The sequence below is a fragment of the Amycolatopsis oliviviridis genome (assembly GCF_014654365.1).
Lineage (GTDB): Bacteria > Actinomycetota > Actinomycetes > Mycobacteriales > Pseudonocardiaceae > Amycolatopsis > Amycolatopsis oliviviridis.
On record NZ_BNAY01000009.1, the window covers coordinates 350,838 to 372,963 of the forward strand.

A 22,126-nucleotide genomic window follows, 5' to 3' on the forward strand; every position below is an offset into this window, starting at 1 on the left:
TGACACTGTGACATGACACTGTGGACGGTCAGCGCAACCCGGCGATCTCTTGCAGTTCCTCGATCAGTTCCGTGACCGCGGTCAGCCGTTCGGGCAGTCCCCGTGAGTGGAACCAGGCGGCGATGTTCCGCACGTCTCGCGCGAGGAACTCGAGCCCGCCGGGATTGGCGACGATGTCGACCACCTGTGGCAGGTCGATCACCATAATCCGCTCGCGGTGGACGAGCAGGTTGTACGCCGAGAGGTCGCCGTGCGCGAGCCCCTGCGACGCCAGCAGTTCCAGCATCGCCGAGGTCTGGAACCACAGCTCCCGCAACTGGTCCGGCTCCGGCCGCACCTGCGCCAGCCTCGGCGCGGCCGTCTCGCCGTCACCGAGGAATTCCAGCAGGAGCTCGGTTCCGTCGCGCTGCACCGGGTACGGCACCGGAGCACCGACCGTCCAGAGCCTGCTCAGCGCGCCGAATTCGGCCACCGCCCACTGTTCGGCGATGAGGTTGCGGCCGAAGCTGCTGCGCGACTCCATGGCCCGCATCTCCCGCGAGCGCCGCATCCGCCTGCCTTCGAGGTAGCCGGCGTCGCGATGGAACAGGCGGTGTTCGCCGCTGCGGTACCGCTTGGCCGCCAGCACCGTGCCCTCGGTGCCGGGCAGGTTGCGCCGGACGAGGTGGACGTCCGCCTCCTTGCCGGTCTTGAGGACGCCGAGTTCGGTGTCCACCGCCGCCAGCTCGGTGATCACCCAATCGGGGCGAGGCAGCGGCCCCTGCTCCGAGTCGCCCCAGGTGCTCCAGCGGTCGGCGCCGTCGGGGATGGCGATTTCGGTGTAGGCGTCCTCACGCAGCCGGGCGAGCCGGACGCGTTCGGCTTCGGTGAGCCGTCCGCCACGGGTGGGTTCCGGCTCGTCGTCGAAACGCGCGCGACGGGTACGGCGAGGACGTTGTTCGTAGGACTCTTCGAGATCGTGCTTGCGCACTGGTGGGTTCTCCTAGTCAGGGATGCCCCACCGGGCGAGCGTCGTGGCTCCGCGCTCAGCCGCGAGGGGCGAGTGGATGGGGGCGGACAACGCCCCGGACAGTCATCAGCACGAGGCACCTCCCTGTCGCATCCACCGGCTCCCTGCCGGATCGCGGACGATCATCTCGGACGCCGTGAGCCGCGCGCAACCGAATTAAATCCGGGGCGGCGGGGAGGGGGTGCGGGCCCAGCTCGGTCGGGGTGGTCGTGAGTGGTAAGTGACGTTCTAACGGCAGTTACCACTCACGACCCACTCGACCGACGCGGTACCTGCGCTTACCCGTCTGCTGTACATGAAGGCCCCCTTCCCTCGGCTCAGCCGAGGGAAGGGGGCCTTCACGCGCGGCCGCTGCCTAGGCCGACCGCAGTCCCGCGAGTTCGCTCCGCGACCGCACCTTCAGCTTCCGTAAAACGCTCGCGACGTGCTGTTCCACCGTGCGCCGCGACAGGAACAGCACCTCGGCGATCTCCCGGTTGGTGTGCCCGGCGGCGAGCAGGCGGGCGACGTCGCGCTCGCGCGGGGACAGCTCGTCGCCGTAGCCGCGGCGGCCGCGCCGCGAGGGGGCGACCGCGCCGGTGGACCGGAACGCGTGGCGGCAGCGCGCGGCGTCGCGGGTGGCGCCGAGCCGGTCGAACGCTTCGGCGAGCGCGGCGAACGTCTCGGCGACGTCCTCGTTCCCGGCCAGGCGGCAGCGCGCGGCCCGTTCGGCGACCAGCGCCGCGTGATACGGCGCCGGGAGGGCCTCGAACCTTGTCCGTGCCTGCTCGAAGGCCTTGATCGCGACGGCGTGCTCGCCCCGGGCCGCCGCGACGAGCCCGCGGTTCGCGGCCAGCGCGGCGTGGGTCGACGGCGCGTCGAGGCCGCCGATCTCGCGTTCGAACTCGTCGGTCAGCGCCTGCGCCTCGTCTTCCCGTCCGGTGGCGCAGTACGCGTCGACGGCGGCGATGAGCAGGTCGGCGCCCCAGGCCCAGACTCCCTTGGCGCGCAAGAGTTCCAGTCCCTTTTCGGCCTGTGTGACGGCGGCCTCTCCGAGGTCCTGGGCGAGCAGCATGCCCGCCATCCCGGCGTGCGCGGCGATGGCGACCGGCGTGAACGCGTTCTCCGGCTGGTCCGCCGCGGTACCGGCGAACCGGGCCGCGGCCTCGTCCCATTCGCCGCGGGCGGCGGCGAGCAGGCCCAGCACCAGGCACAGCTCGCTGGTCACCGGCAGGAGGTCGCGGTACTCGTCGATCAGCGCGTCGGCCCGTTCGGCGAGGCCGTCCCAGTTCCCGGTGAGCCAGTCGGTGTGGACGGCGGTCGCGCTGGCGGTGCTGACGACGTACGGAGCGCCGCAGTCGGCGGCCAGCTGCATCCCGCTGCGCAGCAGGCTCCTGGCCCGCCGGTGGTGGCCGGTCCAGGCGCAGGCGTCGGCGCTGTTGCAGTGCAGCCGTGACAGATGCCGCTGCTCGTCGGCCGAACCCACGCTGGTCGGCGCCCGGTCCAGCATGTCCCAGCCCCGCGCGTCCCCGATGTGCAGCCGCGACGCCGCGTTATTGGCCAGCAGGATGATCTTCAGCCGCCGATCGGTGGCGTGCGCGATCAGCCCGTCCACCCGGTCCATCCACCGCCGGTGCTCCCGCAGCGGTGTCGCGCCGACCCACGGCTGGGCGAGCACGCCCATTCCGCGTCCGGCCAGGTCGGGCCGGTCGGCGAGATCGTTGACGGCGATCTCGATCTCGGTCCTGGCCGCCTCCAGCCCGCCCGCCTGGCGCACCAGCAGGAGCCCGAGCCCCAGCCGGACCTCGCCGCTCAGCCGCCCGGACAGCCTGCCGTCGGTGAGCAGCCGTTCCAGCGCCGGGACGACCTCGGCCTGCGCGAGACCGTTGCACGCCACCGAACTGAACTTGACCGCCAGCCTGTCCACATCGGACGGTTGCAGGCCCGGTTCGTCGAGCAGGGTACGGAGCAGATCCGTCGCGGTGGCGAGATCGCCGACCGTCGACGCCTGATCGGCGGCCGCTTCGCCGTACTTCAGGGCACCGGCCCGGTCACCCGCCTTACGGCAGTGTTCGGCGAGCCGCACCAGGGACTGCGGGAGGCGGTCGCGCAGCAGGCGCGCGGCCCGCCGGTGCAGTTCCTGGCGATCGGGACCGGGAATGGCCCGGTAGACGGCCTGCTGGGCGAACGCGTGCCGGAAGCCGTACGTGCCCTCGCCGGTCTCGACCAGGACGTTGCGTTCCAGCGCGAGGACGAGCGCGCGGCGGGCACGTTCCGGGGCGATCGCGGCCGCCGCGGTCAGCAGGTCCGAAGTGGACGGTGTGCCGAGGACGGCGGCGGCCTCGGTGATCCGCCGGGCCGCCGACGGCAGCGCGACGAGGCGCTCGACGGTCGCTTCCCGCAGCAGCGCCGGGACCTCGACCGTGTCCAGCAGGCGTCGCGCGGTCGCGCCGTCGGCGTGCACCGCGCCCTCGACGCCCCCGATCGCGTGCACGATCTCCTCGACCACGAACGGGAGCCCCGCGGACTGCTCGTGCAGCCGGGCGGCGAACTCGGCCGAGACGTTCGCCTCGCCGAGCAGGGCCGACACCAGCGCCTGGACACCGTCGCGGTCCAGCGGACGGAGGGTGACGGGCACGTGCGCGGTCCCGGGAGCGGGCCGGTAGGCACTGCCGAGCGGGATGCCGCCGGGCGTCTCCTCACGCCGGTAGGTGAGCAGGAGGGTCAGGCCCGCCGGCGGGTCGGTCATCAGGAACCGCAGCAGGCGGCGGGAGCCGTCGTCCGCCCAGTGGAGGTCTTCGACGATGAGGATGTGCGGGCCCAGCGAGCCGAGCAGCTCCCGGACGGCGCGGAAGAGCCGGTGCCGTTCGGCTCGGGGATCGCCGAGCCGGGCGGGCGGTTGCGGCAGGAACGCCGCGAGTTCCGGGAGATAGGGCCCGAGTACGCCGGTCACGGGGTTGAGTTCGCGCGCCGGGCGGACGTCCTTCAGCGCGTCGAAGACGACGCCGTACGGGAAAGGCTCGCGCAGCGGCTGGCAGCTTCCGATGAGGACCGGCCGTCCGGCCAGCTCGGGGCAGGCCAGCAGTTCGGTGGTGAGCCGGGTCTTGCCCACCCCCGCTTCGCCTTCGAGCATGATCACCGACGGCGAGCGCATGGCGCCGTCGAGGAGCTCGTGTAATTCCGCCTCACGGCCGACGAGCACGGGCGAACTCGTCCTGCGGCCACCGATCACCATGCCGGGTCACCCCCGCTTCACGAACCTCACCGTTCGAGTGAACGCAGCTTAAGCGCGGGTTCGGTGATCACGGAACCCGCTCGGACGGTCACACAACTTTCGTAGGGACCGTGGATTTCACCATTAGATACGTAGTCCTACGGACCGTTGCCTCGCTTGTTCGCGCAGCTACCACCATCCGAAAGTGATTCCAGCGTGACTGCTCGTCACGGCGTCGGCTCCTATCCCTGCTGGCGCGAACCACCTGTTCGAGTGAACGGAGCTCAGGAAATGCGTGGAGAACTTCGACGTCACCGGATCGCGGGTGCGGTGCTCGCCGGGGCCTGTGTGACGGCCTCATTGGCCTTCGCCGGTTCTGCGACGGCCGCCGAGGGGCAGATCCTCGGCGCCGGTGTGCCGGGAGCGGTCACGGACGGATACATCGTCTCGTTGAAGAGCGGCGACGCCGGTCTCGCGGCGAAGTACGGGGCCCAGGTGAAGGCGACCTACAGCGCCGCGCTGAACGGTTTCTCGGCGAAGATGACCGAGGCGCAGGCCAAACGGCTCGCCGCCGACCCCAACGTCGACTTCGTCCAGCAGGACGCCGTCGCGCACATCACCGGTACCCAGAACAACCCGACCTGGGGCCTGGACCGGATCGACCAGCAGAAACTGCCGCTGGACAAGAAGTACACCTACCCCAACGACGGAGCAGGGGCGACGGTCTACGTCCTCGACACCGGTGTCGACTACCGCCAGTCCGAATTCGGCGGCCGCGCCTCCAGCGGCTACGACTTCATCGACAACGACGCCGACGCCAAGGACTGCCAGGGCCACGGCACGCACGTCGCCGGAACGGTCGGCAGTGCCACCTACGGCGTGGCCAAGGGTGCCAAGATCGTCGCGGTCCGGGTGCTGAACTGCCAGGGCAGCGGCCAGTACTCGCAGATCATCAGCGGGATCGACTGGGTCGTGAAGAACGCCAAGGGCCCGTCGGTGCTCACGATGAGCCTCGGTGGCCCGGCCGACACCGGCGTCGACGCCGCCGTGCGCCGCGCGGTCTCGGCGGGCATCACGAACACGGTGGCCTCCGGGAATTCCAACACGAACGCCTGCAGCACCAGCCCGGCCCGCGTGAAGGAGGCCATCACCGTCAACGCCACGCAGAACGACGACCGCCGGTCGACGTTCTCGAACTACGGCAGCTGCACCGACATCTTCGCGCCCGGCACCAACATCACCTCGCTGCGCAACGGTGGCGGTACCCAGCAGATGAGCGGGACCTCGATGGCGACGCCGCACGTCGCAGGCGCGGCCGCGATCTACCTGACCTCGCACCCGTCGGCCAACCCCGCCGCCGTGGCCTCCGGCCTGGCCGCCGCCGCCACCAACGGCGTCGTGACCAGCCCCGGCTCCGGCTCGACCAACAAACTGCTGAACGTGGCAGGTCTCTGATGCGCCGCGGCGTGCGCGCCGGCGTGGTGGCCTTCGCGGCCACCGCGCTGGCCGCGCTCGCCGCCGGCAACGCCGTCGCCGCCCAGGCGGAAGGCGTTGTCGTGCAGGCGAACCAGCACTACGGGGACCAGTACATCGTCGTGCTCCACGACGTCGGCACCATGGCCGTCGAGCAGTCCTCGGCCTCGCTGACCGGCCGCTACGGCGGCGAGGTCCGGTCGGCGTACAAGAACGTGCTCCGCGGCTTCTCGGTCAAGGGCATGTCGGAGCAGCAGGCCCGGCGCCTCGCGGCGGATCCGGCGGTCAAGGCGGTCTACCAGGACGGCACCGCGCGTGCCGTCGGCACCCAGACCAACCCCACCTGGGGCCTCGACCGGATCGACCAGAAGAACCTGCCGCGCGACAAGAGCTTCACGTACCCGAACACGGGCGAGGGCGTCACCGCGTACGACCTCGACACCGGGATCAACCCGGAGAACCCGGAGTACGAGGGGCGCGCGTCCATCGGCAAGGATTTCGTGGGCGGCAACGGGAAGGACTGCAACGGGCACGGCAGTCACACCGCGGGCACCATCGGCAGCAAGACCTACGGCGTCGCGAAGAAGGTCAAGATCGTCGGGCTGAAGGTGCTCGGCAACGACTGTTCGGGCAACGGCCCCGACTCCGCCATCGTGGACGCGGCGGAATGGCTGACCGCGAACGGCACCAAACCGGCGGTGGCGAACCTGAGCCTGCGGATGGACCAGGTCGGGCTCGGCGACGACGTCATCAAGAAGTCCATCGCGGCGGGCTTCGTCTACGTGGTGGCGGCGGGCAACGAGAACCAGAACGCCTGCAACGTCAGCCCCGCCCGCATCCCCGAGGCGATCACGGTCGGCGCCTCGGACGAGAACGACAACAAGTCCTCGTTCTCCAACCACAGTTCGTGCGTGGACATCTTCGCCCCTGGCAGCAACATCACGTCGCTGTCCACGTCCAACGGTGGTTCGGCGAACATGAGCGGGACTTCGATGGCCACGCCGCACGTGGCCGGTGCCGCGGCGCTGTATCTCGCCGCGAATTCCGGCGCCACCGCGCAGCAGACGCGGGACGCGCTGGTGAACAACGCCTCGGACGGCGTGCTCAAGGGCCTGCCGAGCGGAACGGTGAACAAGCTGCTGAACGTCTCGTTCATCGGCGGAGGAGGCCCCGGCCCGAAGTGCGGGGCCAAGTCCAACACGACACCGGTGTCCATTCCGGACGCGGGTGACGCGGTGACCAGTTCGGTGACGCAGGACGGCTGCGACGGCAAGGCGTCGGCGACGCTGCCGGTCAAGGTCGACATCACGCACACCTACACCGGTGACCTGGCGATCGACCTGATCGGGCCGAGCGGTGCGGTGTTCGGTCTCAAGCAGGCGGGAGGGATCGGCGAGGCGAGCGGCGTGCACACCTCCTACACGGTGAACGCCTCGTCCGAACCGGCGAACGGGACCTGGAAACTGCGGGTCCGCGATGTCTACCGGTTCGACAGCGGGACTATCGAAGGCTTCTCCATCACCTTCTGAGTCCTTGCGAAGGGCAGTGCGCCGTGGTCACGATGACCGCGGCGCACTGTCGTTATCGCTGGGAGGCTTTGGATGGAGTCCTACGACGCCGTGATCGTCGGTGGCGGGCACAACGGCCTGGTCGCGGCCGCCTATCTGGCCAGGGCTGGCCGTTCGGTGCTGGTGCTGGAACGCCGGGACGAGGTCGGCGGGGCGGCGGTGTCGTTCCGGGCGTTCCCCGGCGTCGACGTCCGGCTTTCGCGGTACTCGTATCTGGTGAGCCTGCTGCCGCGCAAGATCGTCGCGGAACTCGGGCTCGGACTCGATCTCCGGCGGCGGCGGATGTCGTCGTACACCCCCGTCGGCGACGGCGGTCTCCTTGTCGACACGGGCGACGACGGCCGCACTTCGGCGTCGTTCTCCGCGCTCACCGGGTCCACGAAGGACTTCGAGGCGTGGCAACGGTTCTACGCGATGACCTCGCGCGTCGCCGAAGCGACGTTCTCCACCCTGACGGAACCACTGCTCTCCAGAGAGGAACTGCGTTCGAGGGTCGAGCCGGAGGCCTGGGAAGCGCTGTTCGAACGGCCGATCACCGAAACGCTCACCGGGATGTTCGGCGACGACACCGTGCGCGGCGTCGTCCTGACCGACGCGCTGATCGGGACCTTCGCCGGTGCCGGCGACTTCCGGCAGAACCTCTGCCTGCTCTACCACGTGATCGGCAACGAGACCGGTGACTGGGACGTGCCGGTGGGCGGGATGGGCGCGGTGACCGGCGCACTCGCGTCGGCCGCGCGGACGGCCGGGGCACGGCTGGTGACCGGTGCCGAAGTGCTGTCGCTCGATCCGGACGGCACGGTGCGCTATCGGCTCGGCGACGACGAATTCACCGTGCGCGGCGGGCACGTCCTGTCGAACGTCGCGCCGCGAACCCTCGCCCGTCTGCTGGGGGAGGAGCCGCCGGAGGCACCGGAAGGCGCGCAGCTCAAGGTGAACATGGTGCTGTCACGGCTGCCGAGACTGCGGGACGCGGGAGTCGATCCGCGCGAGGCGTTCGGGGGCACGTTCCACGTCAACGAGGGTTACGAGCAGCTGGCGACGGCGTACGCCGAGGCGGCCGCGGGCAAGATCCCCTCGCTGCCGCCCTGCGAGATCTACTGTCATTCGCTGACCGACCCGTCCATCCTCGGCCCGGCCGAACGGGCGGCCGGGGTGCAGACCCTGACCCTCTTCGGACTGCACATGCCCGCGCGGCTGTTCGAGGAACGCAACGACGCCGCGCGCGAGGAGGCGCTGCGAGCGACGTTGTCCTCTTTGGACAGTGTGCTGGCAGAGCCGATCGAGGACTGCGTGCTGCGCGCACCGGACGGACGGCCGTGTATCGAGGCGAAGACACCGCTGGACCTCGAAGCCGAACTGGGATTGCCCGCGGGGCACATCTTCCATCGCGATCTGTCGTGGCCCTACGCGGCCGATGCCGCTCAGGTGGGTACATGGGGAGTCGAAACGGCTCACGAACGGGTGCTGCTGTGTGGCGCCGGCGCGGTGCGGGGCGGCGGCGTCTCGGGAATCCCGGGGCACAATGCCGCTATGGCGGTGCTTTCCCGGTCCTGAAATGTCATGAAAGGGCCGTTCAGGACGAAATATGTCCTGAACGGCCCTTTCATGACACGCGCTACTGGACGGTCAGGGTGTAGGTGGCGGTGGACGTCTTACCCGCCGAGTCCGTCGCGGTCACGGTCACCGGGTAGGTGCCGCGCTGGAACGGCGCGGCCACCTGCATGGTCGAGTTGCCGCCGCTCGAGATCGTCTTCGGGTTGAAGAACGGCGCGAACGGCAGGCCCTGGCCGGACGCCGACAGCGTGATCGTGCCGGTCCCGCCGGTGGCGGAAACCGTGACGTTGCTGAAGAACCCGGGCTGCACGGTCCCGCTGCCGGGGCTCACGCTCACCTTGAGATCACCGGGCTGCGGGCCGCCGTTGCCGACGGTCAGCGTCAGCTTCGTGGTCGCCGTGTCGGCGGTCCCCTTGCCGGAGATCGTGACGGCGTAGTCCTTTTCGGCCGTCCCGGCGGGAACCTCGATGCTCACCTTCGCCGACTCGCCCGAGTTGATGGACGCGGGCTGGAAGGTGGCCTTCGCGCCGTCCGGAAGACCCGACGCGCTCAGGTCGACCTTCTCCGCGCCGTTCTTGCCCGGCTTGCTGGTCACCGTGGCGGAAACGTACTTGCCCGGCTCGACCTTGAGCGAGGACGGCGTCACCGCGAGGGAGAACGTCTCCGGGTTGTTCGACTCGCCGATCTGCTGCTTGACCCAGTCGCCCATGTCGTTGTTGAGCCGGCCGTACACGCTGTACCACTTGAAGTCGCTGCGGCTCCAGGAAGCGACGCCGACGACCTTGCCGTCCACGATGAGCGGACCGCCGCTGTCACCCGGCAAGATGGTGACGCGGCCGTCGCTGTAGCCGCTGCAGATCATCGTGGCGTCCTTGAAGCCCGCACCGACACCGTTGCAGCTGCTGCCCTGCACGATCGGCAGGGTGAACTTGTGCAGTTCGACGTTCGCGGGGCTGTCGTTGTGGTTCTTCTTGCCGTAGCCGAGCCCGAGCCCGGACTTGCCCGGCTTGTTCAGGTCCGTGTCGGCCGACGTCGCGACCTTCGCGTACTGGCCGCCCGGCACCGGGATGTCGGCGTCGGTGGTGACCACCGCGACGTCGTAACCCTGGTCGAAGTTGACGTACTTCGGGTGGATGTCGTAGCTGACGACGCCGATCCGCGTCCCGCCGCCGGCGTTGAGATCGTCCAGCCCGTAAAGGAAACTCTTCTCTCCCTCGGCCGCCTTGCAGTGCGCGGCGATCAGGATCTTGCGCGGCGCGACGACCGAACCGGTGCACGTCTGGCCCTGCGGCCGGGAGCCGCCTTGGCGCAGGCCCGCGATGATGAACGGGTGGTCCTTGACCGAGGCGGGCGTGCCGCCGATGGAGTTCGTGTGCGGTCCACTGGGGACGACCGCTTGGTCCGTCGGGGTGACCGCGGGCAGGTCCGCGGCGGCCGCGGGCGCGGGCAGGAGGACCGAGAGACAGCCGAGGGTGGCGGTGGCGATCCCCAGCAGCCGTTGTCTTCTGTTCACGGTGGTTCCTTTCCAGGTGGCTGGAAATCACTTTCCGCATCCGTGCCTGGCGGAACAACCGAGGAAGGAGCCCGTAGGGGTACGGAACTAATGCACGCCGTCGCCGGTGAGCAGTTCGAGACTGTGGTCGCCGGTGCGTTCGACGTCGAGGCCCGCCTTCGACAGCACCCGCACGAGCTGTTCCACAGTGGACGGCTCGCTGCGGGACTTCACCAGCTCGGCGGCCAGCCGTCCCTTGTAGGCCTTGTTGAAGTGGCTCACCGTGGTCCGGTTGCCCTTCGCGTCCTCGGTCACGACACGCACGGTCACCGCGTCCGGCCGGAGTTTCGCGAGCGCCGAGTACGTCCCGGACCGCAGGTCGACGACCAGTCCTTCGATGCCCTGGAGCACCGGTTCGAGCACCGGCTTCCACACGCTGCGGATGGTCCCCAGCGCCGGCAGCGCGTTCCCGCCGGAGAGCCGGTACGCGGGGATCGGGTCGGTCGCCGCGACCACGCCGAACAGCGCCGAAGCGACGGCGAGACGCTTCTCTGCCTTCGCCAGCGTCGCCTTGGTGAAGGACTTCACGTCGAGCGCGTCGTAGAGCACCCCGGTGTAGCGGCGCAGCGCGGGCATCGTGGGCGAGGACCACAGCTCGGCGTTGCGGGCGACCTCGTCGGCCTGCCGCGGCGTGATGCCGAGCGCGGCGACACTGGCCGGGACGTCGGCCGCCAGTTCGGTCAGCGCGTCGGCCAGCTTCGCCCGGGCCGGGTTCAGTTCCGGGAACGACAGCGCGCCGAGGTCCAGCGGCGCGCCGGTGCCACCGGCGGCCTTGGTTTCGGAAGGGGGGAGCAGCACGAGCACCACGGAAGCGTAACTAAATGGAGTGCGTCACCCCGAGGCGCGGGCTTAGCCTCCCCTCATGAGCCTGAGCTGGCGTCCGCTGACCATGGAAGACATGCCGCGTTTGGCCGAGACCTTCGCCGCGGCGGAGCGTGTCGAGCCGATCGAGGAGCATTACAGCGCGGAGGACCTCGCCGAAGAGATCGGCTCGCCGAACATCGACCTGCCGACGGCGACCACCGGCGCCTGGGACGGCGACAAGCTGGTCGCCTACGGCGTGCTCAGGCGGCGTGACGCGGCGAATCCGGCGCATATGGTGCGGGTCGAGACGCTCGTCCACCCCGAGTACCGCGACGACGCGATCGCCGCGCACCTCACCGCCTGGTTCGAGAAGACGGGCAAGGAGATCCACGCGAAGTCCCATCCGGACGCGCCGCTGGAGCTGCACGCCGCCGCCAACACCAAACAGCGCTGGCTCACCGAGGTGCTCGTGGACGCCGGGTACGAGCACGCCCGGTGGTTCGTCGACATGCGGGCCGACCTCGGCTCGATCCCGCCGGTCAAGCCGCTGCCCGAAGAGTTTCCCCTCGTCGCCTACGAGGACAAGTACGAGGAACTCACCCTGCGGTCCCGTAACGAGACCTTCGCGGACCATTGGGGGAGCACGGAGCAGTCCCCGGAGGCCTGGCGGCATCTCGTGGTCGGCGCCAAGGACTTCCAGCCGGAGCTGTCTTTCCTGCTGCTGAGCCCCTCCCGGGACAGGGTGATCGCGATGTTGCTGAGCGCGTTCTTCGCCTCCGACGAGGCCGCGACCGGGGTGAAGGAGCTGTACGTCAGCCATGTCGCGACGGACGCGAGCCTTCGTGGACGCGGCATCGCCGGCGCGCTGCTCGGTCACACGCTCGTCAAAGCCGAGGCGGCGGGTTTCCAGCGCGCCTCGCTCAACGTCGACCAGGACAACACGCACCGCGCTCTCGGCGTCTACGAGCGTGTCGGGTTCAGCGAGCATCAGCGCTGGGCCGGGTACGTGAAGCCCGTCCCCACCTGACCGGTTGTCACCCGAAAGGGCGTATTTCGGTACAGTCGACCTCCTCGGAGAGATCGCTGGGGGTGGTAGGGCGTTGCCGGTTTCCGCACGCCTCGGCTGGCACGACCTGCCGTCGGCGACGCGTGACGCCGTGGAGCGTGAGCTCGGGTCGGCGGTCCGCCGTTCGCTGTGGCAGACCCCGGAATTCGACGGCGGTGTCGCCGCGAGGCTCGAACTCGACCGCGATCATCGCTGGGTCTTCCTGAAGGCGATCCCGGCGAACAGCCCGCGAGCTGGCGGCTACCGGACGGAGGCCGCCATCGCGCGGCGGCTGCCCCCGGAGGCCCCCACGCCGAAGCTGCTGTCCTTTGTGGACGGCGAATGGCTGGTGCTCGCGTTCGCCGATTTCGACGGCACGAGGCCGAACCTGCGGCCAGGCTCGCCGGACCTTTCCGCGGTCCTGGCCACCTTCGGCGCGCTCGGGCGCACGCTCACGCCGTGCCCGCTGCCCGACGTCCCGGACGCGCTCGACGACCTCGGCCCGCTCCTGCGCGGCTGGCACGAACTGGCGAAGGAGCCGCCGGACGACCTCGACGGCTGGGCCGTCCGCAACCTCGACAGGCTCGTCCAGCTGGAGACGTCCTGGCATCCCTGGTCGGCCGGGGACACGTTGCTGCACAACGACATCCAGCCCGAGTACCTGGTGCGGACCGGGCCGGGCAGGGTGCTCGTCACCAACTGGCGCTACCCGGCGAGGGGCGCGGGCTGGCTCGACCTGGTCGCGCTCGTCCCGTACCTGCTCGACGCCGGGCACGAGCCCGCCGACGTCGACCGCCTGCTGCGGCGCCGTCCCGTGCTCACCGGCGTCCCGGTCTGGGCGGTCACCGCGTTCGGCGTCGCGCTGGCCGGGCACGCCGAACGCGCGTCCCGGTTGCCCGAACCACCCGCGACGACCGGGGTCCGCGCGGCGCAGCGCCGTCTCGCCGCGGCGATGCGGGACTGGCTCGCTTACCGGACCCACTGGCCCTAGACCGTCGCTGAACAAACCGCATTCAGAGGACTAAATGCGGCGTCAGCCGACCACGTGCAGCGGCTCTTCACCGGCGGCGTAGCGGCGCAGCTGCTCGGCGACCAGTCGCTTCGCGCGCGGGTGGAACGACGCCGATCCGCCCGCGATATGCGGCGTGATGATCACGCCCGGGGTGGTCCACAGCGGATGCCCGGCGGGCAACGGCTCCGGATCGACGACGTCCAGCGCGGCACGCAATCGTCCGGACGCTGTCTCCTTCGTGAGCGCTCCGGTGTCGATCGCCGAACCCCGCCCGACGTTCACCACCAGGGCGTCGTCCGGCAGCGCGGCGAGTTCCGCGGCGCCGAACAGGCCGATGGTCGACGGTGTTTCGGGGAGGATCAGGACCACGATGTCGGCGGTCGGAAGCAACTCCGCCAGTTCACCGACGCCGTGCACCCGTTCCGCGGGGCGGGCCTTGCTCGCCACCCTGGTCACGACGGCTTCGGCCGCGACCAGCTGCCGCTCGATGGCCTGGCCGATCGAGCCGTGGCCGACCAGCAGCACGCGGCTGTCCGCGAGCGAGCGCGTGTGCTCGCGGTCCCACGACGCCGTCGCCTGCTGCGCGAACCAGCGCGGCAGATCCCGCTGGGACGCGTGGATCAGCGCCAGCGCGTGCTCGGCCACGCTGAGGTCGTGCAGACCGCGGCCGTTGGCCAGCTTCACTCCCGCCGGCACCAGCGGGACCAGCCTCTCCACCCCGGCCGAAAGCGACTGCACGAGCTTCAGCGACGGAAGCCGGGCGATCAGCTTCGCCGGCTCGGACCCGGCGTCGTACGGCAGCACGTAGACCTCGACGTCATCGAGGTCGCCGTCCGGCAGCGGTCCCGTGCCGTCGTAGAGCATCGCGCTCAGGCCCTCGGGCAGCTCGATGTCGGACCAGGGCAGGATGGCTCGCTCCGTCATACCGCCATTCTGACCATCGCGACCGGCGTCAGCCGTCGTGGGTGGCGACGCAGAACTCGTTGCCGACGGGATCGGCCAGCACTGTCCAGGCGATGCCCGGCATCTCGTGCTCGTCCAGCTGCTTCGCACCGAGTGCGATCAAACGTTCCACCTCCTTCTTTCTGTCTTCGCTGACGAAGTCCATGTGGACCCGGTTCTTGCTCACCCGCTCCTCCGGCACGCGCTGGAAAGCGAACACGGGCGCCGTGCCGGTCTTGGGGTGCAGGATCAGGAACTCGCCCTCGTAGTCCTGATCCACCTCGACCCCGAGCGCCTTCGTCCAGAACGCCGCGAGCCCGCGCGGATCCGCGCAGTCGATCGTGATCATGCCCAGTTCGATACCCATGGCGGAACGCTAGCGGCACCCACCGACAAAACCGGGCGCCCGCGATAACCGGTTGAACCGTCCCGGGGCGGGGTGACTACGCTGCGCAGAACGTCTAAGCGCGTAATTCCAGCGAGGAGCCCAGAAGTGATCACCAGGATGTCGTCGTTGTTCCTTCGCACCCTGCGTGAGGATCCGGCGGACGCCGAGGTACCGAGCCACCGGCTCCTGGTACGCGCCGGCTACGTCCGCCGGGTGGCCCCGGGCGGCTATTCCTGGCTGCCGCTGGGCCTGCGGGTGCTGCGCCGTATCGAGAACGTCGTCCGTGAAGAGATGAACGCGTTCGGCGCGCAGGAGATCCAGTTCCCCGCGCTGCTGCCGAAGGAGCCCTACGAGGCCACCGGCCGCTGGACCGAGTACGGCGACGCCCTGTTCCGTCTCAAGGACCGCAAGGGCGCCGACTACCTCCTCGGCCCGACGCACGAAGAGCTCTTCGCGCTCACCGTGAAGGGTGAATACAGCTCGTACAAGGACTACCCCGTCGTCCTGTACCAAATCCAGACCAAGTACCGCGACGAGGCGCGTCCCCGCGCCGGCATCCTGCGTGGCCGCGAGTTCGTCATGAAGGACTCCTACTCCTTCGACCTCGACGACGAGGGCCTGACGAAGTCGTACGAGCTGCACCGCCAGGCGTACACGAAGCTGTTCGACCGCCTCGGCATCGAGTACGTCGTCGTGAAGGCGACCTCCGGCGCGATGGGCGGCTCGGCCTCCGAAGAGTTCCTGGCCGTCGCGGAGACGGGTGAAGACACCTACGTCCGCAGCACCGAATCGGGGTACGCGGCCAACGTCGAAGCGGTCACCACGCCCGCTCCCGAGGCGAAGCCGATCGAGGGCCTGCCCGAGGCGAAGGTGCACCACACGCCGGACACCCCGACCATCGAGTCCCTGGTCGCGTTCCTGAACAACGCGGACCTCGGCCGGACCTTCACCGCCGCGGACACGCTCAAGAACGTCCTGGTGAAGACCCGTCAGCCGGGTTCGAAGGAGTGGGAGCTGCTGGCCATCGGCCTCCCTGGCGACCGTGAGGTCGACACGAAGCGCCTCGAAGCGTCGCTGGAGCCCGCCGAGTTCGAGCTGCTCGAAGAGGCCGACTTCGCCAAGAACCCCTTCCTCGTCAAGGGCTACATCGGCCCGAAGGCGCTGAAGGACAACGGCGTCCGGTACCTGCTCGACCCGCGCGTCGTCGACGGCACCGCCTGGGTCACCGGCGCCGACGAGCGCGACCACCACGTGGTCGACCTGGTCGCGGGCCGCGACTTCACCGGTGACGGCACGATCGAGGCCGCCGAGGTCCGCGAAGGCGACGCGTCGCCCGACGGCAAGGGCACCCTGGTCGCCGCTCGCGGTATCGAGATCGGGCACATCTTCCAGCTCGGCCGCAAGTACGCGGACGCCTTCGAGCTCGACGCGCTCGGCCCGGACTCCAAGCCCATCCGCATCACCATGGGTTCGTACGGCGTCGGCGTCTCGCGGCTGGTCGGCGTGCTCGCCGAGCAGAACCACGACGACCTCGGCATCGTCTGGCCGCGCGAGGTCTCGCCGTTCGACGTGCACGTGGTCATCGCGGGCAAGGACGAGACCGTCGCCGCGGGCGCGGAGAAGCTCGCCGCCGAACTGGACGCCGCCGGGATAGAGGTCGTCCTCGACGACCGCAAGGCCACCCCGGGCGTCAAGTTCGCGGACGCCGAACTCGTCGGCGTGCCGACCATCCTCGTCGTCGGGCGCGGTCTCGCGAACGGCGTCGTCGAGGTCAAGGACCGCCGCACCGGCGACCGCGAGGAAATCGCCGTCGACGCGGTCGTGGAGCACCTGGTCAAGCTCGTCCGCTCGTAATGGGCCTGTTCGGCAAGAAGCGCGGGGATTCCCCGGGCTACGAGGACAACGCGGCGCTGGACGGATTCGGGGGCTATCAGCCCTCGGATTCGTCCGGCTACTCGCCGACTCCGGAACCGGCCCCGGTGCCGTCCGCTCCTGCCGAGCCGGAAGCCGAACCGAAACCTGCTCTGGAGCCGGAAAAGCCCGCGAAGCAGCCGATGTCGCGAAGCGGGCGAAGGGCCATGTACGGCTTCTTCGCCACGCTGGGCGTCATCGCGGTCGCCGCGCTCGCGAACAACAGCGACCGCTCGTCGGACAGCAGCGCCCCGACACCCCGGGCGCCGACCGTCTACACGCCTTCGCCCCAGGTCATCGCGCCGCCGGTGACCGAAGGCTGGCAGTCGGTGGCCGGAAAGGACGGCGTCTACGCCTACGACGTCCCGCCGAACTGGACGCCGAAACCCGGCACGATCCACGGCTGGGAGAAAGGCTCCCAGGTCCCGGGCATCACGATGGTCGCCAGTGCCTTCGTCGGGGACGGCTACTGCCCGCAGGAGAAGCGAAGCAGGATCGGCGGCAGTGGCGTGGCGAACGTGAAGGTCGCCGACCCTGCCGCCGCGGCGCGGAAAGCGGTCGACGACCTCGCCGTCAGCGCCTACAACCCGGAGAACGGCCCCCTGACGGCCAAGATCACCCCGGAACCGCCCCAGACGGCCGAGTTCACGCTCGGTTCCGGCAAGAAGGTCCCCGCGAGCATCCTGCTCGCCGAGGTCGTGACCCCGCCCGGACCGTGTGGCGAGCGGCGCGCCCTGGTCGGGGTGATCGCGCCGCAGCTGGGCGACGCCTCGGCGGCCCTGGCCGTCTATTCGGGCCAGGACACGCCGGGCGGCGCGGACCGCGAGCAGATCCTGAAGATCCTCAAGACCTACCGGGGTGTCCCGGAGGCGGACCGCAGGACCATCACGCCGCCGCCTTCCACGTTGCGCTGAGGCTTCTTGCCCGACCGCGCGAGCTTCGCCAGCCGCAGCAGCCCGGTGTTCGGCAGGTAGGCCCGGCCGAGCGCGATGCCGATCCGCGGCAGATCCGCTTCGTCGCGGAACGCGAGGTACAGCGGGACGTGACGCGGCTGGAACTTCGCCTTGAACGCGTGCAGCGAACGGAATCCGTAGAACGGCTCCATCATCGTGCCGAGCGCGTCCAGTACCCGCTCGACGGCGTGCGCGGGCTCGCCCGAACTCGCCAGCGGAGCGCCGGACAGCGAAACGAACTTCGCGCCTTCGTCGCGGAACGCCAGGCACGACGACGCGATCAGGAACTCCATCGACGGACGGAAGCCGTCGGCGCGCTTGCGCATGACGTCGAGCGTCCAGCCGCCGACCGCGCCCGCGCCGGTGTAGACCGGCATCCACGACGTCACGCCGTGGACCACGCCGTCGGCGTCGACCGCGAGACCCACGCGGGTCTCGGGGTCCATCGCCTCGTCGACCCCGCCGAGGGTGAAGCCCATTTCCGGCATGCCCTTGTCGCTGATCCACTCCTCGGAGATCGCGCGCACCTGGGAGATCACCGCGCGCGGCTGGTCGGCGAGCCGGACGAGCCGGAACTCGATGCCGTCCTTCTTGGCGCGGTTGAGCGCGGTCCGCACGTCCTGCCAGCGCTTGCCGCGGAACTCCAGCGTCTCCAGTTCGATCAGGGTGTCCTCGGCGACCTGGACCTGCTTCCAGCCGAGTTCCTCGGTCTTGGCGGTGGTGTCGCCGGTGGCGGAGAACAGGCACGGCACGAGACCGGTGTTCTCGCACATCGTGATGAACTCGGCGATCGTCCGGTCGGCGGCGCCGTCCGGGGCGATCGGGTCGCCGAGGGCGATGGCGACCCCGGCGTGCCGCCGGTAAGCGAGGTAGGACTTGCCGTCCGCGGCCACGAAATACGAGTTCTGCGGCCACGTCGTCATCCACGAAAGCGTGCTGCCGCCGTGACGGCTGAGCAGGGTGCGGGCCAGGGCGGGGTTTCCCATCCGGCCGAGACGGCGGCGCTTCCGGCGCGACGGCACGCGGAAGGCGCCCCGCGAGGAGACCAGCAACGCGAACTCGACGGTCCACAGGAGGTTGTCCACGAAGAACAGCGGCGGATCCATCAGCCCGGCGTCGTCACCGAAGACCTCGGCCAGCGTGAGCACCCCGCCGTAGACCATCACCTGCAGGATCACGAACGAGGTCAGGATCATCGCGGACCACCAGGCGACCTGGCTGCCCTTGCGCAGGCCGTTCATGATCGGCACCACGATCAGGCACAGGGCGATGACCTCCCAGGTGGACAGCGAAAGCTCTTCGGACGAACCGAAGGGACCGTTGCCCGGCACGAAGGACATCACCAGTTCGGCGACCGTCAGCACCAGCAGGCCGGCCACGACGTAGAACCGCCACTCGCGCAGGCTCGGCCGCCGTTCGCGGCCGGCGTCCTGCGAACCGAGGAACTTGCGCCCGAACGGCAGGGCCAGGACGAGGGCGAAGAAGTGCACGAGGTCGGCGAGCGTGCCGACGAAGATGATCGCGATCCCGGCGTAGACGCACAGCCCGGCGCGCAACCGCAGGCGCCACGGCGGGCGCAGGGTTGCGCTGGCGACCGCGACCGCGGCGAGCGCGCCCCCGGAGAACCCGACGTCGAGGCTGCCCGCGACCCGTTCCGCCCACTCCCAGCCGGAGTTCCGGCTCAGCGCCAGGAACTGCACGGCCACCAGCACGCTGACGAACTGACCGCCGATCGCCACGGCCATCGCCCGGCGCGTCCCGAGGCGCCATTCCGCGAACCCGGCGAACAGCGCGAAGCTGAGCACCATCGGCAGGTAGTAGAGCGGGACGACCGCGAACAGCGGTCCGGTGAGCACCGTCCACCAGCGGCCTGCTTCGAGCGACGGCAGCCCATAGGCGATGTACGGGTACACCGCGCGATCCTCGGCGGCCGACCAGAGCGCGCCCGTGGCCAAGGCGAGCGCGAGCATGGTCAGCGTGACCAGGGTCGTGAAAGGCAACCGGTGCCGCAGCACCGTGGCGATCTTGCGCGTCCGGCCCGGCGCGGCCGTCCCGCTTCCCCCTTTTGGCATGGACTCAAATTAGGTGCGGGGGCCGGTCGGACACATCCGGCACGGGACCCATATTTCCCTTAGGGGAGTGCTACTCGCGACGGATGCTCTCACCCATCTTGAGGACGATGTCCCTGGCTACGGCGTCGGGGGTCTCCTGGTCCGCCAGCACCAGAAGGACGTGGTAGCGGCCGGAGCCGGGCACCGCGCGCAGGGGGAGGGCGATCGCGGTGATCGCGACCGACGGGGCCGGGCACGGTCCGTCCGAGGCGGGGACGACGGTGGTGGTCACGGCGGTGGCGGTCGTACCTCCGTCGAGCATTCTCAGCGGACCGGCCTTGCCGACTTCGGTCTTCGGGGACCGTCCCTCGCCGAGGGAGCCGTACGCGGCTTCGGCCCACCGCAGGGTCGTTTCCTCCGCCGCCTGGACGGTGCCGCCGACCTCGCCCTCGTCGATGGTGGTGAACCCCGCCATCGCCCGCGCCGAAAGGTCGGAGCCGGGGCAGAAGTCGCGGTGGTACCGGGCGACCCCCTGCAGGGTGACGAGGTCGCCGGACGGTGTCTCGTAGCCGACGGCGACGTCGGGTTCTTCGAGCTTCCAGTCCGGCGGGACGTCGAAAACGAGGGGGTGATCGTCGGACTGCACGGGTTGCCAGCCCGCGATCACCGGCTCGATCCTGGCGGGCGTCACGGAGTCGGGCAGGACGAGCTCCTGGGCGGACCGCGGCGGGGCGGCGGTCTTGGCCTGGAAGGTGGCCGTCGTGCCGACGGCGAGGACGGCGGCCAGTCCGAGGACGCCCAGCGCCGGTCCGAGGCGGAAGCGACGGCGCGACGGGACCGTGTCCCGGACGACCGGAAGCGGACTGGTCCGTTCGGCCTCGGCCTCGGGTTCGAGCGGTTGCCCGGTGAGCGGATCGACGAACCACGTTCGCGGTTCGCCGGAATGCCCACCGGGGCCGGTCATGGCTGCGGCCTCAAGCTCGCGAGGATCTTCTGCGCGTCCGCGTCGGGCAACGCGTCGGGGGTGCCCTGGTCGATGGCCATGACGAAGCAGATCGTCTGATCACCGGATTTGAACGCCGCCGAGGTGACCTTCACGCTCGGTGCCCGGCACTCCTCGGTCTCGGGCGGGGTGAACGTCCCGGTCGAACTGACCGCCTGGATCGCCCCGCTCGCGATCGGGACCTGCTTGACGTCGGGCATCGGGACGTCGGCCTTGCCGGTGGCGGACTGGATCCAGAGCCGGACGGCGCCCCTGGCGGCGTTCTCGACCGGGATCTGGTCCGCGGTGGCGAAGCCGACGACGCCGCGGTTCGAACCCCGGGAATCCGGGCAAGCGCCGAGTTTGTACGTCGACGCCTCGTGGATGACCATCTTGAACTCGCCCTCGTTGTAGCCGACGATCTGGCCCGGCTTGGTCTCCCAGCCGGACGCGGGAAGGTCGTAGGCGGTCTTGTCCTTCGCCGACAGGATCCCCTGCCAGCCGGGCGTCGTCGAGGGCACTTTGTTGTCTTTCGGGGCACCGCTGCTCGAAGGTGGCGGCTTCGACGCCGAGGACGACGGCGGCACCGGAGCGGACGAAGGCGGCGGACCGGCCTGCGGCTGTGGATCGTCGCCGTCACGCAGGACGAAGAAGAGCGTGGCACCCACGGCGACGACCAGGACGAGCGCGCCGAGGCCGATCCAGAGGCCCTTCTTGCTCTTCTTCGGCGGCTCCGGCGCGAATCCCTGGTACGTCTGCTGCGGGAACTGCTGGAAACCCTGCTGCTGATACCCCTGGTACTGCTGCTGGGGATCCTGCGGGTACTGGCCGTACTGCGGCGGGTTCTGCTGCGGATATCCCTGCTGCTGCGGGGGTTGCTGCTGATAGGGCTGCTGCGGTTGTTGTTCCGGCCAGCCGTTGCCGCCTGGGTATGCCATGGAGCGAGCTTAGTTGGCGTCTCTGAAGACGGCCGCGCGCACCGCTGCCAGGTCGGACAGGTCGCCGAGGACGGTGTGCGCGCCCGCGTCGGCCAGTTCTTCCGCGCTGAACTGCCCTGTCGCCACGGCCACCGCGACGGCGCCGTTGTCGAGCGCGGCCCGCACGTCGTCCGGAGTGTCGCCGATGACGACGACCGACGCGGGCGCGAACTCGGTGCCGTGCTTCGCCGAGGCTTGGCCGACGGCGGCGGGCACGAGATCGGGCCGGTGCGCCGAGAGCGAGCCGTAGCCGCCGATCTCGAAGTCCACGTGTTCGTGCAGGTCGAACGCGGTCAGCTTGTGCACGGAGATCTCCGGCAGGTTCCCGGTGACCAAGGTCTGGACGACACCGCCGTGGCCGGCGAAGGCGTTCAGCGCGTCCTTGGCGCCAGGAAGCGCCCGGCCGCTTGAGGACAGCGTCGGGGCGTGACTCTCGGAGACCGCGATCAGTGCGAGCCAGAGCTTGCGCACGTTCTCCTCGGTGGGCTCGACGCCGTGCGAGGTCAGGATGTCCGCGCTGATGGCGCGTTCGGTGCGGCCGCCGAACTTCGGCAGCTCCCGCAGTTCGAGGCCCGCGACTTCGGCGAGCGCGGTCGCGTACCAGGTGGCGCCGACGCCACGGAGGTCCACGAGGGTTTGGTCGATGTCCCACAGCACTAGCCGATGCGGAGTAGTCACGCGGTCGACGGTACCGATGACCTAATTCAAC

17 protein-coding genes are annotated in these 22,126 nt (G+C 70.0%); 7 read left to right on the forward strand and 10 right to left on the reverse strand.

What is annotated here, in order from left to right; translation table 11 throughout:
- Positions 1–28: 28 nt before the first annotated feature.
- Positions 29–970 (reverse strand): serine protein kinase RIO, encoded by a 942-nt coding sequence (locus IE302_RS33815; protein WP_191258510.1) that lies wholly within the window; start codon positions 968–970, stop codon positions 29–31.
- A gap of 394 nt (positions 971–1,364) precedes the next feature.
- Positions 1,365–4,190, reverse strand: coding sequence for an ATP-binding protein (locus IE302_RS33820; protein ID WP_191258586.1), 2,826 nt, complete (start codon positions 4,188–4,190; stop codon positions 1,365–1,367).
- A 303-nt stretch (positions 4,191–4,493) separates the two neighbouring features.
- On the opposite strand from IE302_RS33820, the gene IE302_RS33825 reads away from it, so the two are divergent.
- From IE302_RS33825 to IE302_RS33835, 3 genes are all read left to right on the forward strand, one after another.
- Positions 4,494–5,657 (forward strand): S8 family peptidase, encoded by a 1,164-nt coding sequence (locus tag IE302_RS33825; RefSeq protein ID WP_191258511.1) that lies wholly within the window; start codon positions 4,494–4,496, stop codon positions 5,655–5,657.
- Positions 5,657–7,204, forward strand: a complete 1,548-nt coding sequence (locus tag IE302_RS33830; protein WP_191258512.1) for a S8 family peptidase — start codon at positions 5,657–5,659, stop codon at positions 7,202–7,204. Before IE302_RS33825 ends, IE302_RS33830 begins: the two co-directional genes overlap by 1 nt.
- A 72-nt stretch (positions 7,205–7,276) precedes the next feature.
- The gene (locus IE302_RS33835) at positions 7,277–8,800 is read left to right on the forward strand and encodes a phytoene desaturase family protein (protein WP_191258513.1); all 1,524 of its coding nucleotides are present in this window, start codon (positions 7,277–7,279) and stop codon (positions 8,798–8,800) included.
- A gap of 61 nt (positions 8,801–8,861) precedes the next feature.
- On the opposite strand, the gene IE302_RS33840 is transcribed toward IE302_RS33835, so the two are convergent.
- Positions 8,862–10,313, reverse strand: a complete 1,452-nt coding sequence (locus IE302_RS33840; RefSeq protein WP_191258514.1) for a trypsin-like serine protease — start codon at positions 10,311–10,313, stop codon at positions 8,862–8,864.
- Positions 10,314–10,400: 87 nt separating this feature from the next.
- Entirely contained in the window at positions 10,401–11,156 is a 756-nt protein-coding gene (yaaA, locus tag IE302_RS33845; protein WP_191258515.1) for a peroxide stress protein YaaA, read from the reverse strand.
- 58 nt (positions 11,157–11,214) lie between these two features.
- Here yaaA and IE302_RS33850 point away from each other — a divergent pair, with 58 nt between their 5' ends.
- Together IE302_RS33850 and IE302_RS33855 are read left to right on the forward strand one after the other, a co-directional pair.
- Positions 11,215–12,183 carry a GNAT family N-acetyltransferase gene (locus tag IE302_RS33850; RefSeq protein WP_191258516.1) on the forward strand — a complete coding sequence of 323 codons (969 nt, stop codon included), beginning with the start codon at positions 11,215–11,217 and terminating at the stop codon, positions 12,181–12,183.
- A gap of 73 nt (positions 12,184–12,256) precedes the next feature.
- Positions 12,257–13,192 (forward strand): aminoglycoside phosphotransferase, encoded by a 936-nt coding sequence (locus tag IE302_RS33855; RefSeq protein WP_191258517.1) that lies wholly within the window; start codon positions 12,257–12,259, stop codon positions 13,190–13,192.
- A 42-nt stretch (positions 13,193–13,234) separates the two neighbouring features.
- Here IE302_RS33855 and IE302_RS33860 read toward each other — a convergent pair whose 3' ends face one another.
- Positions 13,235–14,137: a 2-hydroxyacid dehydrogenase gene (locus tag IE302_RS33860; RefSeq protein WP_191258518.1), complete on the reverse strand. Its 903-nt coding sequence runs from the start codon at positions 14,135–14,137 to the stop codon at positions 13,235–13,237.
- Positions 14,138–14,165: 28 nt separating this feature from the next.
- Complete coding sequence (locus IE302_RS33865; RefSeq protein WP_191258519.1) at positions 14,166–14,522, reverse strand: VOC family protein; 357 nt, start codon at positions 14,520–14,522, stop codon at positions 14,166–14,168.
- 126 nt (positions 14,523–14,648) lie between these two features.
- Between IE302_RS33865 and IE302_RS33870 the strand changes: the two genes are divergently transcribed.
- Entirely contained in the window at positions 14,649–16,397 is a 1,749-nt protein-coding gene (locus IE302_RS33870) for a proline--tRNA ligase (protein ID WP_191258520.1), read from the forward strand.
- A complete protein-coding gene (locus IE302_RS33875) occupies positions 16,397–17,368 on the forward strand; it encodes a DUF8017 domain-containing protein (RefSeq protein WP_191258521.1) in 972 nt (323 codons plus the stop codon). Before IE302_RS33870 ends, IE302_RS33875 begins: the two co-directional genes overlap by 1 nt.
- Here IE302_RS33875 and IE302_RS33880 read toward each other — a convergent pair.
- The 4 genes from IE302_RS33880 to IE302_RS33895 form a co-directional block, all read right to left on the reverse strand.
- A complete protein-coding gene (locus IE302_RS33880) occupies positions 17,305–19,479 on the reverse strand; it encodes a bifunctional lysylphosphatidylglycerol flippase/synthetase MprF (protein ID WP_191258522.1) in 2,175 nt (724 codons plus the stop codon). The two genes, IE302_RS33875 and IE302_RS33880, sit on opposite strands and share 64 nt — an antisense overlap.
- A gap of 70 nt (positions 19,480–19,549) precedes the next feature.
- A complete protein-coding gene (locus IE302_RS33885; protein ID WP_191258523.1) occupies positions 19,550–20,422 on the reverse strand; it encodes a DUF8017 domain-containing protein in 873 nt (290 codons plus the stop codon).
- On the reverse strand, positions 20,419–21,378 hold the full coding sequence (locus tag IE302_RS33890) for a DUF8017 domain-containing protein (RefSeq protein ID WP_191258524.1): 960 nt from the start codon (positions 21,376–21,378) through the stop codon (positions 20,419–20,421). The genes IE302_RS33885 and IE302_RS33890 overlap by 4 nt, the downstream gene beginning before the upstream one ends.
- Positions 21,379–21,387: 9 nt before the next feature.
- Positions 21,388–22,074, reverse strand: a complete 687-nt coding sequence (locus IE302_RS33895; protein ID WP_191258587.1) for an HAD hydrolase-like protein — start codon at positions 22,072–22,074, stop codon at positions 21,388–21,390.
- Positions 22,075–22,126: the final 52 nt, after the last annotated feature.

Excerpts from the sequence above, each read along its gene's own strand:
- IE302_RS33825 (WP_191258511.1), top strand. The coding sequence starts at position 4,494 with ATGCGTGGAGAACTTCGACGTCACCGGATCGCGGGTGCGGTGCTCGCC.
- IE302_RS33830 (WP_191258512.1), top strand. The coding sequence starts at position 5,657 with ATGCGCCGCGGCGTGCGCGCCGGCGTGGTGGCCTTCGCGGCCACCGCG.
- IE302_RS33835 (WP_191258513.1), top strand. The coding sequence starts at position 7,277 with ATGGAGTCCTACGACGCCGTGATCGTCGGTGGCGGGCACAACGGCCTG.
- IE302_RS33850 (WP_191258516.1), top strand. The coding sequence starts at position 11,215 with ATGAGCCTGAGCTGGCGTCCGCTGACCATGGAAGACATGCCGCGTTTG.
- IE302_RS33860 (WP_191258518.1), bottom strand. The coding sequence starts at position 14,137 with ATGACGGAGCGAGCCATCCTGCCCTGGTCCGACATCGAGCTGCCCGAG.
- IE302_RS33865 (WP_191258519.1), bottom strand. The coding sequence starts at position 14,522 with ATGGGTATCGAACTGGGCATGATCACGATCGACTGCGCGGATCCGCGC.
- IE302_RS33875 (WP_191258521.1), top strand. The coding sequence starts at position 16,397 with ATGGGCCTGTTCGGCAAGAAGCGCGGGGATTCCCCGGGCTACGAGGAC.
- IE302_RS33880 (WP_191258522.1), bottom strand. The coding sequence starts at position 19,479 with ATGCCAAAAGGGGGAAGCGGGACGGCCGCGCCGGGCCGGACGCGCAAG.
- IE302_RS33885 (WP_191258523.1), bottom strand. The coding sequence starts at position 20,422 with ATGACCGGCCCCGGTGGGCATTCCGGCGAACCGCGAACGTGGTTCGTC.
- IE302_RS33890 (WP_191258524.1), bottom strand. The coding sequence starts at position 21,378 with ATGGCATACCCAGGCGGCAACGGCTGGCCGGAACAACAACCGCAGCAG.